This window comes from Micromonospora sp. BL1 (genome assembly GCF_003667485.1).
Taxonomy (GTDB): Bacteria; Actinomycetota; Actinomycetes; order Mycobacteriales; family Micromonosporaceae; genus Micromonospora; species Micromonospora tulbaghiae.
Map to the genome: position 1 here is coordinate 1 of NZ_RCVK01000397.1, position 11,013 is coordinate 11,013.

Below are 11,013 nucleotides of genomic sequence, written 5' to 3' on the forward strand. Positions count from 1 at the left end.
GTTGGTGGGGCCGTCCACCCGCGACGGCAGCGGCGCGCCGGTCGGCTCGGGCCGTGCCGGGGGAGCCGAGGACGGCCGGCCCAGTGCGGCAGCCGGGGCGACGGGCGTGACCGGGGCCGGGGCGACCGGCGGCGGCGTCACCGGCGCGGGTGCGACCGGTGGCGGGCCGAGCGGCCGGGGCGTCGTCGTGGCGGCCGCACCGGACAGCGGCTCCGGACGGCTGCGCCGCCCACCGGGGACCGGCTCGGGGCGGCCGCGACGGCCGGTCGGCTCGGGTGCGCCGGCCGGTTCGGGACGTCCACGGTGGGGCTCGGCGATCGGCTCCGGTGGGATCGAACGCACCGGACGCAGGTCGGTCGCCGACGTCGAAGCCAGCTCGTCGACCTGCTCTCCCCGTCGGGCGGCGGCCCGGCGGCCGGTCGCGGGGGCGGGAGCGGTGCGTTCGGCGAGCGCGCCGACGAGCGCGTCGCAGCCGGCGTCGCAGGTCCGGACCGAGGCGACGGCCTGGCGCACGGTCTCGGCGACGGCCGCGGTGAGCGTGCGGTTGACGGTGGCCCGCCGGGGCGTCTCGGAGATGGCTACGCGCAGCGCGGTCACCGCGTCGGAGACGTCGTCGGCGTCGGCCACGCCCTCGCCAGCCAGTTGCGCGACGACCGCGTCGGCGGCCAGCGCGCCGTCCCGGCCACCACGGCCCGCGGGGCCGGTGAGCATCCCCGGCTCGGGCAGCGCGTCGAGGACGGCCAGGGCGACCCGGTCGGCAGGATCCGGGTAGGCCCGCAGCGCGGCCGGGTAGAGCTCGCGGAGTACCTCGCGCAGCGTCACCGCGGCCGAGTGCCGGCCGCTCGCCAGCGCCGCGTGCGCGGCCAGGACCTGCGTGTATCCGGCGAGTTCACGCGGCGCCGGGAGGGTCACCGCGGAGAGCGCGCCGGCCTGGAGCGCGCGGGCCAGCCCGACCGCGCGGCGCTCGGCGGGCGGGGAGTTCATCTCCTCCAGGGAGTCGTCGTCGGCGAAGCGCTCGGCGAAGTCGTCGACCGAGTCGTCGTCCGCGATCGCCAGCGGCCGGCCGGCGGCGCTGAGCAGCGAGGTGACGATGTGGTCGTCGCTGTCCGCGGCGATGGCCGCGCCGCTCGGACCGCCGGACCGTTCCACCAGCAGCGCGACCAGCCGGGCGTAACCGGCGGGATCGTCACCGATCTCGCAGACGTGCAGCAGACGGCCTGCGTCGTCGACCACAGCGGACGTCAGCGTCGTTCCGGCCGAAGCCGTTCGGTCGGCCGGATCTGCCGAGGCCAGACCGCAGTACACGCGCACGAGCGCCACGGCGTCGTCCTCCTCCCGGGACACAGGTCTTGCTCTGCCAGAGACTGATGCTCCCCGCTTCGGGTCAGTCGCGCCAGTCCACAACCGCAGAGATCTTGCCGACAATGGTGCGCCAACCCAAGCTTGCGGTTTGTGCCCCGATTTTCTTCAGCCGGCGACGACCCAGGAAACCACCGACGCCACCGTTGACGGAAGCGCGCAGCGCCTCGTCCAGGTCGTCCAGGCTGGAGCCGGAGGAGAGCATGTCCAGCACGGCGGGTAGCCGCAGGGCGTACGCCAGGTCACGGGCGATCTCACCGGCTTCGATGAGCAGCTCGTGGTCCCACGCGTCGTGGCCGCCGCGCAGGTTCTCCACCACCAGGTCGAGCTCGTACGTGTCCTCGTCCAGCGGGGCGATGTCGGCCGGCTCCAGCCGTTCGGACAGTTCATTCCAACTGTCCAGCTGGGACAGGTCGTTGGGCGCACCGGAACGGATGAAAGTGACCAATGACTCCGGGGTCTTGAACAGCAGGAGCCGGCCCTTGTGGGTGAGGAAGACCGGCACCTCCTCGTCGCCCGCCTCGTCGTCCTCGTCCTCGTCCTCGTCCTCGGCGTCGTCCTCGGTCTCGGTTTCGGCCTTCTCGTCGTCCGAGGCGCCGGCCTTGTCCTTGCGGCGGGCCTTGGCGTCCTTCTCCTCGTCCTCGTCGTCCTCCTCGGCGGAGAGGGCGGCGAACTCCTCGTCGAGGATCACCACCTCCTCGTCGTCCTCGGTCTCGACGACCTGGCGACGGGCCAGGAACGGGTCGTCCTGGTCGCGCTCGGCGACGTCGGTCGGGGTCAGCTCGCGCGCCTGCCGGTACGCCCGCAGCGTGAATCCGGTGCCGGAGGGCAGGGCGATCTCCACCGGGTCGATCCGCACGTCTTCCCAGAGCGCGCGGTCGGCCGGCGGGCGGTCCTCCTCGACCTCGTCGGCCGCGGCGGCGGCGTCGGTGTCGTCGAGCTCGGGCTCGTCGGCGTCGGGCCGTTGGGGCGACTGGCGGGCCACGCTGACCTCCGTGTGCGTTCGGGTTGCCCACCCGACGGCGTCGCGCCGCCGAGTGACTCTGCGCACATACCCTAGTGGGCGACGGTTCCGACCGGGAGTCGCACCCCTTGGCGTCCCGGCCGCGCGACAAGTAGCGTTGCTACGCATGAAGGCGCAGGCGCTGCACGGACACCTGGACGCGCTGCTGCTCGCCGTGCTGGAACGGGGCGCGCTGCACGGCTACGCGATCATCGAGGCGTTGCGTGCCCGGAGCGGCGGCACGCTGGATCTGCCGACCGGCACCATCTATCCGGCGCTGCGCCGGCTGGAGCGGGCCGGGCTGGTGGCGAGCACCTGGAGCACCGTGAACGGCCGGGAGCGCCGCACCTACGAGCTGACCGATGCCGGCGGCCGGGCGCTGGCCGGGGAGCGGGCCGGCTGGCACGAGTTCAGCGCCACCGTCGGGCGGTTCCTCGGCGCGGACGAGCCGCCCATCGCACCGGCCTGACCGCGCCCGGCGGCCGCCCCGGGGCCGCCCGAGGACCGGCCGGCGGCGGGTCGCTCAGCTTGCCAGCCGGCGGTCGGCGAGCACCCAGCAGCGGGCCGCCCGGGCCAGGGCGAACCAGGCCGCCGAGACCACCACCATCCCGATGATCAGGGGAGGCCAGGTGAGCGCGGCGTCCCACAGCCCGATCGACCAGCCGAACAGCGCGCCCCCGGCGACCGCGCCGAGCAGCAGGCTGCCGGTCAGACCGAGACCGATCAGCCGCGCCGAGCGGACGAGCCACGGTGATCCCCACTTGGCGGCGAGCGGGCCGACCAGCAGCGCGATCAGCGCCAACGCGGCGACCACACCCCAGATGCCGTTCAGCGAGGCGGAGAGCAGCAGGTAGCTCTGCGGTGGCGGCGGACCGCCGCTCCAGCTCGACCCCTGCCAGGTCAGGTCACCGGCGGCGATGAGCACCACCGCCACCACGAGCGTGCGCAGCGCCAGCCCGCGTAGCGCGCCGACGGCCAGCTCGGCCTGGAAACCCGGCACGAGCTGGGCGTCGCTGCCGAACTCGGCGACCGCCCGCCGCTGCGCCTCCGCCCGCGGCAGGCCCCCGTCCCGGTACGCCTCGACGGCGTCCTCCAGCGCGTGCCGCGCCTCGGCCAGCAGGTCGGCCTTGAGCCGGTTCGGCCCGTGCAACCGCGCGGACAGTTCGTGCAGCCGGCGGTCGACCACTGCCTCCTCATGCACCAGCATGCGGCCAAGCCTGCCACCGACGGGCGACACCCGCGTCAGGGAAAACCCCGATCGGCCGGGCGTCAGGGCGTGATCGCCAGGTAGCCGCGCTCGGCGGCCTCCTGGCGCAGCCACTGCTCCCGGTACCAGCCGGGGCGTGCCACCAGCTCGTCGTGCCGGCCGCGCTGCACGACCCGGCCGCCTTCGAGCACCACGATCTCGTCCAGCCCGGCCAGGCCGCTGAGCCGGTGGCTGATCAGCACCACCGAGTGCCCGGCCGGGGTGGCGGCGAGCGCGGAGTCCAGCACCGCGTCGGCGGCCGCCGGGTCGAGCCCTTCGGTCGGCTCGTCGAGCACCAGCACCGGCGGGGCGGCCAGCAGCGCCCGGGCCAGCGCGAGCCGCTGCCGCTGCCCGCCGGAGAGCTGTCCGCCCTGCTCGCCGACCACCGTGTCCCAGCCGTCGGGCTGCTCGCGTACCCAGTCGAGCAGGCCGGCCGCCCGGGTCGCGGCGGTCAGGTCCGCCTCGGTGGCGTCCGGACGGCCGAGGAGCAGGTTCTCCCTGACCGTGGCGTGGAAGACGTACGCCTCGGCGAACAGGCCGCCGACCACCCGGGGCAGGTGCTCGGCCGGGATCTCGGACACCGGCACGCCGCCGGCCGTGACCCGGCCGGTGTCGGGGCGTACCGCGCCGGTGAGCACCGCGGCGAGCGTGCTCTTGCCGGCGCCGCTCGGCCCCACCACCGCCACCCGGCGGCCGGCCGGCAGATCGAGGTCGAACCCGGCCAGAGCGGGGGCGGCACCGGCCCGGTAGCGGACCGTCACGTCGGAGAACCGCACGTCGTGGCCGTCGGTCCGGGACTCCGGCGCGGGCTGCGGCGTCGCCGTGGCGGGTTCGGTGAGCAGGTCGGCGACGCGGGCCAGCCCGGCCCGTAGCTGGGTGCGCTGGCGGGCCGCCGCGACGAGCGCGAGCGCCACCTCCACGGCGGCGAGCGAGCCGACCGCGAGGACGCCGACCAGCACGCCGCCGACCTCGGCCCGCAGCGCCACGACCACCACGGCGGCGGCGGTGACGCCACCGACGAGGACGCCGAGCGCGTCCACCGCGAAGCCGGTCGCGGCGAGCCGGCGTTCCAGCCGGGCCAGCCGTCCGGCCCGCTCGTCGGCGGCGGCGAGCGCGGCGCCGGTCGCCCCGAACGCGGCCAGGTCGGCGGCGCCGTGGGTGAGGTCGACCGCGTCCACGGCGAGCGCGCCCCGCAGCGGGGCCACCTCGTCGGCGGCGCGGCGGGTGATCCGGGTGGCGAGCGCGGGCAGCGCCACGCCCGCCACGAGCAGGCCGAGCGCGAGCACCCCGGCGGCCGGTGGTGAGATCAGCGCGGCGACGCCGACCGCGAGCACGCTGACCAGTGCCGCCGCCGCGCCGGGCACGAGGACGCGCAGGAGCAGGTCCTGGGCGGCCTCCACGTCGGAGACCAGGCGGCTCAGCGCGTCCCCGGTACGGCGGCCGGTCTCGCGCCGGGCGGCGAGCGTGGCGAAGACGCGGGCCCGCACGTCGGTGATCATGCGGAGGACGGCGTCGTGCCCGGCGAGCCGTTCGGTGTACCGGAACACGCCCCGGCTGACCGCCAGTGCCCGGACCGCGACGATGGCCACCGTCAGCCGGTCCAGCGGAGGCCGGCCGGCGGCGCTCATCAGCAGCCAGGTGGCGGTGGCCATCAGCGCCAGGCCGGCGAACTCGGTCGCGGCGGCGAGCAGCCCGGCGCCGAGCAGCCGGCTCAGGTACGGCCGGGCCAGTCGCAGCACCGCCCGCTCGGCGCCGGGGCGGGCAGGCGCGGGCGGTTCCGGTGCGCCGGAGGGGGCGACCGGAACCCCGGTCGGCCCGGCCGGCTCGCGGCCCACCGGCGTCACGCCGTCGCTGGCGGTCACCGGGCCACCACCGGGCAGGCGGGGGAGACGGGGCTCATCGGGACACTCCCGGGCCGGTGGCGGTCGCGTGCAGTTCGGTGACCCGGCCGTCCTCGACGCGCAGGATCCGGTCGGCGTCGGCGAGCAGCGCGGGCCGGTGCGCGACGAGCAGCGCGGTACGCCCGGCGACCAGCCGCCGGGTCGCGTCCAGCACCACCGCCTCGCTGGCGCTGTCCAGCCGCGCGGTCGGCTCGTCGAGCAGCACGATCGGCGCGTCCCGGAGGAACGCGCGAGCCAGCGCGACGCGTTGCCGCTGCCCGCTGGACAGGCCGTGGCCGCGCTCGCCGAGGCGGGTGTCCAGCCCGTCGGGCAGGGCGTCGACCACCTCGTCCAGCGCGGCTCCGGTGACCGCCGCGGCGAGCGCGGCATCCGGGGTGTCCGGCGCGCCGAGGCGGATGTTGTCGGCGAGCGACCCGGCGAACAGGTGCGCCCGCTGCGGCACCCAGGCCAGCTCGCGCCGCCACGTGTCGAGGTCGACGCCGGCCAGGTCCACCCCGTCGACGGTGACCCGGCCGGAGGTCGGTGCGACGAAGCCGAGCAGCAGGTTGAGCAGCGTGCTCTTGCCCGCGCCGCTGGGTCCGATGATCGCCACCCGGTCGCCGGGCCGGATGGTCAGCGTGACGTCGCGCAGCGCGGTGGTCCGGTCGTACGCGACTGTGACGCCCTCGAACCGGATCTCGCCCCGGCCGCCCGGCGCGGGCCGGCGCGGCTCGGCGGTGGTGGCGGGTGCGTCGGCGGCGGAGAGCGTGAGCGCCTCGTCCAGCGCGGTGAGCCCTTCCATGCTGGCGTGGAACCGGCTGCCCGCGGCGCGCAGCGGCAGGTACGCCTCCGGGGTGAGCAGCAGCACCAGCAGCGCGGTGGAGAGCGTGAGGCCGCCGCCGAGCAGCCGGATGCCGACCGGCACCGCGACCAGCGCGACGGACAGCGTGGCGACCAGTTCCAGCACCAGCGCGGACAGGAACGCGATGCGCAGCGTCTTCATGGTGGCCTGGCGGTGGCCGTCGGCCATCCGGCGTACCACGTCGACCTGCCCCTTGGACCGGCCGAACGCGCGCAGCGTGGGCAGCCCGGCCACCATGTCGAGGAAGTGCCCGCCGAGCAGCGACAGCCGGCGCCACTGCCGTTCGGTGGCGGCCTGCGCCTGCCAGCCGAGCAGCGCGCCGAAGATCGGGATGAGCGGGATGGTGAGCGCGATGATCAGCGCCGAGCTCCAGTCGGCGAACACGATCCGGGCCAGCACCGCCACCGGCACGGTGACGCTCAGGACGAGCTGCGGCAGGTAGCCGGTGAAGTAGGGGTCGAGCGCGTCCAGCCCGCGCCCGGCCAGGGTGGCGAGCTGCCCGGCCCGCTGCCCGGCGACCCAGGTGGGCCCGTGCCGACCGACCGCGCCGAGCAGGTCGGCGCGCAGCGCCGCCTTGACCGTCGCGGCGGCCCGCGCCGCGACGGTGCCCTGCGCCCAGCTCACCAGCGCCCGCCCGGCGACAGCGGCCACGAAACCGGCCAGCGCCGGCCGGTGCAGCCGCCCGTCGAACGCCGTGGCCAGCAGCGTCGCCAGCGCGGTGGCCTGGGCGATCACCAGCAGCGCGGTGAGCCCGCCCAGCACCGCGAGCACGGCGAGGTCGCGCCGGGCCGCGGGGACCCGACGCAGCAGACGCGGGTCGAACGGGCGGCGGTTCACCAGTACACCGGTGCCCTGCCGTCGATCCGTCCCCGGAAAACCCACCAGCACATCGCCTGAAAGCCTAGTAGGGCCGGCAGGAGCGGTAACGCGAGCCATCCCAACAGGGCCAGCGTCGGGCGGCTGGCGGCCGCCTCGGCCACTGTCAGCGACGCCGCCGGATCGGTGGTGGAGACCAGGATCCGGGGCCAGAGCGCGGCTCCGATCAGCGGCGCCGGAAGCGCCAGCGCCGTCGCGGTCGCCGCGAAGGCGATCCCGGCCCGCCCCCGCCGCAGCGCCGCACGGGCCGCCAGCAGCGCCGCCACGAGCGCCAACGGCAGGAGTACGGCCGCAGCCGGGCGCGCCACCGCGGCGCGTACCCGATCGGAGAGCATGCCCAGGACGGTGGCCGAGGCGACGGCGACGAGCGCGGCGGGCACCAGGCCGCTCGCCAGCCGGGCGAGCGCCGGCGCGTCGGCGGCGGGCAGCCGGAGCGTGAGGAACGTCGCACCGTGCACCGCCACCAGTGCGAGCAGCGCCAGCCCGGCGGCGGCGACGAACGGGGTGGCGAGGTGACCGACACCGACCACGTGGCCGTCCGCGCTCAACGGCACGCCCTGGAGCAACCCGGCGAGCAGCGCGCCCCAGCCGAGCGCCGCGAGCAGACAGCCGACCACCACCACCCGGTCCCAGCGGGCACGAGCGGCGGCGGAGGCCGGGCGGCTGCGCAACTGCACCCCGGCGGTCACCAGCACCACCCCGGCCAGCGCGGCGAGCACGGCCGGGTAGAAGCCGGAGAGCAGCTCGCCCTCCAGCCGGGGGAACGCGCCGAACAGGATGCCGACGGCGGCCACCAGCCAGACCTCGTTGCCGAGGAAGAACGGCCCGAGCGCGGTGAGCGTGGCCCGGCTGCCCGGTGCCGGGCCACGCCGGGCCAGCAGCAGGCCGACGCCGTAGTCGTAGCCGCCCAGCACGAGGTAGGCGGCGAAGAAGAGGCCGAGCAGGGCGTACCAGGCGAGTTCCACGGCGGGCTCCCTCAGACGGACACGGGCTGGTGGTGGGCGTCGGTGTCGTGCGCGGGCGGCCGGCCGAGCGCCGGGTCGTGCGCCCCGCGGGCGGCGTGCCGGGCCAGCAGCACCCAGTTGGTCACCGCGAGCGCGCCGAGCAGCAGGCTGAACCCGATCAGCGAGGTGAGCATCAGCCCGGGCGGGACCGGCGAGACGGCCTGCGCGGTGGGCAGCAGCCCGTACGCGGCCCAGGGCTGGCGGCCGACCTCGCGGGCGATCCAGCCGAGCAGCATCGCCACGAAGGGCAGCGGCAGGCCGAGCAGGATCAGCCAGAGCGGCACCTTCAGCCGGATGATCCAGTCCCGCCAGAGCAGCGGCAGCAGGAGCCAGAGGGCGCCGAGCGTGAAGCCGATCAGGATCATGAAGCCGAGGCCGACGTTGGAGAGCACCGGTGGTTCCCAGTCGCCGGGGCCGAACCGCGCGGTCCAGTCGGCGACGAGCGCGTCGCGATCGGGGCCGCCGCCGAACTTGGTCGGCTGGAGCTGCGCGACCGGGCCGAACTGGGCGAAGCCGAAGCCCTGGAGCATGCTGACCGAGAGCGCCGCGGTGACCAGGCCGAGCCGCAGCGAGGTGCGGAAGAGCGCGTAGTCGGGGGTGCGCCGGAGCAGGTGCCAGGCGCTCACCGCGGCCATCAGCAGGCCGCCGGTGACCAGGCTCGCCGAGACGACGTGGCCGAACGCCATGCCGAACGTGGGGTTGGTGAGCAGCTCGCCGAAGTCGGTGAGGTGGGCGACGCCGTCGCGGACCTCGTACCCGACCGGGTTCTGCAGCCAGGCGTTCGCCACCATGATCCAGAACGCCGAGGCGTACGCGGTGATCGCCACGCCCCAGAGCAGCGCCAGGTGCACGCCGCGCCGCAACCGGTGCCACCCGAAGATCCACATGCCGAGGAACGTGGACTCCAGGAAGAACGCCACGAGCGTCTCGATGGCCAGCGGCGCGCCGAACACGTTCCCGACGTAGCGCGACAGCCCGCTCCAGTTCAGCCCGAACTGGAACTCCATGACGATGCCGGTGGCGATGCCGAGCACGTAGTTGATCACGTAGAGCTGGCCCCAGAACCGGGTCAGCCGCTCGTACACCGGCTTGCCGGTCAGGTAGCCGGCCGTCTGCAACCCGACCAGCAGCGTGACCAGGCCGAGCGTGACCGCCACGAACAGGAAGTGGATCGAGGTGGTGGTGGCGAACTGGAGGCGGGCGAGGAGCAGCGGGTCCACTGTCGTCCTCCCATGGGTTGGCTCTCTTGTCGTAGCCAACCTACACGTAGCCTGGCTACCTATAGGGGCGCGCGAACCCGGATAAGTCCCGTAGGGGGCGAGGTCAGCTCAGGAACAGGGCGAACGGCAGGGAGACGAGCGTGCCGGCGACGGCCAGCGCCATCGCGCCGAGCACCCGCGGCGGACGGTCCGCGACGAGCAGCCGCTGCACGCGTACGTCGAGGTCGCGGTCGCCGAGTCCGAGCGTGCCGGCCGGCTGGACCCGGTGCTCGGCGGCGGCGAACCGGCGCAGCGCACCGGCCAGCGGCGCGTCCGCGTGCAGCTCCCGGGCCTTGTCGTCGGCGCGCATCTCGACCAGCAACGCCACCCGCGCGTGCGCGTCCCGCACCCACCGGAACCAGGGCAGCGCCCGGCACAGCGCGGTGAACGGCAGCAGCACCAGGTCGTGCCGCTCCTGGGCGTGCGCGCGCTCGTGGGTCAGCACCGCTGCCAGCTCGGCCGGGTCGAGCAGGTCGAGCGTGCCCGCGCTCACCACCACCCGGGGACGCACCCCGGGCAGGCAGTACGCCGCCGCGCTCGGGTGGTCGAGCACCAGCGCGCCGGGCACCGTCGGGTCACGCCGGGCCACCAGGTGCAGCAGCTCCCGGTGCCGGCGCTGGGCGCGGACCGCCCCGTGCAGGCTGCGTACCGTCGTGGTGAGCAGCACCACGCCGATGCCGAGACCGACACCGACCAGGCTGAGGTGCACCGCGCCCACCCCGGCGGGCAGCGTGCCGTGGGCCAGGTCGTCGGCCAGGGCCAGCAGCGCGTACCCGGTCGCCCGGTCGTACGCGTCGAGCCCCAACGCCATCGGCAGCCCCATGGCGGACAGGCCGAGCGCCAGCCCGACCGCCTGCCAGCAGAGGATCGCCACCCGGGGCGCCCGCCAGGTCCAGCGCGCGGCGGCGAGGACCTGCGCGGTCAGCCAGCAGGCCAGGATGATCGCGGCGAAGTGCAGGGCGTACGCCACGGCAGCCGCCCTACCGGTCCGTCGCCTCGTCGAGCGCCGGCCGAACGGGCCGGGGGTTCTCGACCCGGCCGGCCGGTCCGTCCTCGACCGTCGCCCCGGCCTCGGCGCCGAGCGCGGCGCGGAGCACGTCCGCCTCCGTGCCGGTCACCGAACGGGCGAAGCGCACGAGTGCGGCGTCCCGGCTGCCGCCGAGGTCGAGGGCTTCGAGCATGAGCTGGGCGATGTGCGCCTCGCGGGTGGCGGCCGGGCGGTAACGCCAGGCGCGCCCCTCCCGCTCGCGCTGCACCATGCCCTTGCCGGCGAGCCGGTCGAGCACGGTCATGACCGTGGTGTAGGCGAGTTCGCGGCCGTCCAGGGCGTCGGCGACCTCGCGCACCGTCACACCACCCGACGAGGCGGGCGCCGCGTCCCACAGCACGTCCATCACCGCACGCTCGGTCCCCGGCACCCGCAAGAAGCTCACGCTGGAGCTGGGCGGCAAGGCCGCGAACATCGTCTTCGACGACGCCCCGATCGACCAGGCCGTCGAGGGCATCGTCAACGGCATCTTCTTC

Annotated in this window: 9 protein-coding genes and 2 pseudogenes; 2 read left to right on the top strand and 9 right to left on the bottom strand. The window is 75.7% G+C overall.

All coding sequences use genetic code 11. From position 1 onward, the window contains the following. Nucleotides 1–1,344, bottom strand: a pseudogene (locus tag EAD96_RS29200) (transposase); the annotation flags it as partial. A 40-nt stretch (nucleotides 1,345–1,384) separates the two neighbouring features. Further along, on the bottom strand, nucleotides 1,385–2,344 hold the full coding sequence (locus EAD96_RS29205; RefSeq protein ID WP_121686503.1) for a DNA primase: 960 nt from the start codon (nucleotides 2,342–2,344) through the stop codon (nucleotides 1,385–1,387). A 145-nt stretch (nucleotides 2,345–2,489) separates the two neighbouring features. On the opposite strand from EAD96_RS29205, the gene EAD96_RS29210 reads away from it, so the two are divergent. Continuing rightward, on the top strand, nucleotides 2,490–2,831 hold the full coding sequence (locus EAD96_RS29210; protein WP_121686504.1) for a PadR family transcriptional regulator: 342 nt from the start codon (nucleotides 2,490–2,492) through the stop codon (nucleotides 2,829–2,831). Between the two features lie 54 nt (nucleotides 2,832–2,885). Here EAD96_RS29210 and EAD96_RS29215 read toward each other — a convergent pair whose 3' ends face one another. From EAD96_RS29215 to EAD96_RS29245, 7 genes are all read right to left on the bottom strand, one after another. Further along, complete coding sequence (locus EAD96_RS29215; RefSeq protein ID WP_120571679.1) at nucleotides 2,886–3,569, bottom strand: permease prefix domain 1-containing protein; 684 nt, start codon at nucleotides 3,567–3,569, stop codon at nucleotides 2,886–2,888. 62 nt (nucleotides 3,570–3,631) lie between these two features. Next, on the bottom strand, nucleotides 3,632–5,470 hold the full coding sequence (gene cydC, locus EAD96_RS29220; protein WP_121686505.1) for a thiol reductant ABC exporter subunit CydC: 1,839 nt from the start codon (nucleotides 5,468–5,470) through the stop codon (nucleotides 3,632–3,634). Nucleotides 5,471–5,504: 34 nt separating this feature from the next. After that, a complete protein-coding gene (cydD, locus tag EAD96_RS29225) occupies nucleotides 5,505–7,187 on the bottom strand; it encodes a thiol reductant ABC exporter subunit CydD (protein WP_121686506.1) in 1,683 nt (560 codons plus the stop codon). Further along, the gene (locus EAD96_RS29230; RefSeq protein WP_121686507.1) at nucleotides 7,184–8,191 is read right to left on the bottom strand and encodes a cytochrome d ubiquinol oxidase subunit II; all 1,008 of its coding nucleotides are present in this window, start codon (nucleotides 8,189–8,191) and stop codon (nucleotides 7,184–7,186) included. The genes cydD and EAD96_RS29230 overlap by 4 nt, the downstream gene beginning before the upstream one ends. An 11-nt stretch (nucleotides 8,192–8,202) precedes the next feature. Then, nucleotides 8,203–9,450, bottom strand: coding sequence for a cytochrome ubiquinol oxidase subunit I (locus tag EAD96_RS29235; RefSeq protein ID WP_121686508.1), 1,248 nt, complete (start codon nucleotides 9,448–9,450; stop codon nucleotides 8,203–8,205). Nucleotides 9,451–9,553: 103 nt separating this feature from the next. Continuing rightward, nucleotides 9,554–10,459, bottom strand: a complete 906-nt coding sequence (locus tag EAD96_RS29240) for a M56 family metallopeptidase (protein WP_121686509.1) — start codon at nucleotides 10,457–10,459, stop codon at nucleotides 9,554–9,556. A 10-nt stretch (nucleotides 10,460–10,469) separates the two neighbouring features. Further along, nucleotides 10,470–10,883, bottom strand: a complete 414-nt coding sequence (locus tag EAD96_RS29245; protein ID WP_199733336.1) for a BlaI/MecI/CopY family transcriptional regulator — start codon at nucleotides 10,881–10,883, stop codon at nucleotides 10,470–10,472. Between EAD96_RS29245 and EAD96_RS29250 the strand changes: the two are divergent. Further along, nucleotides 10,879–11,013, top strand: a pseudogene (locus EAD96_RS29250) (aldehyde dehydrogenase family protein); the annotation flags it as partial. The gene EAD96_RS29245 and the pseudogene EAD96_RS29250 sit on opposite strands and share 5 nt — an antisense overlap.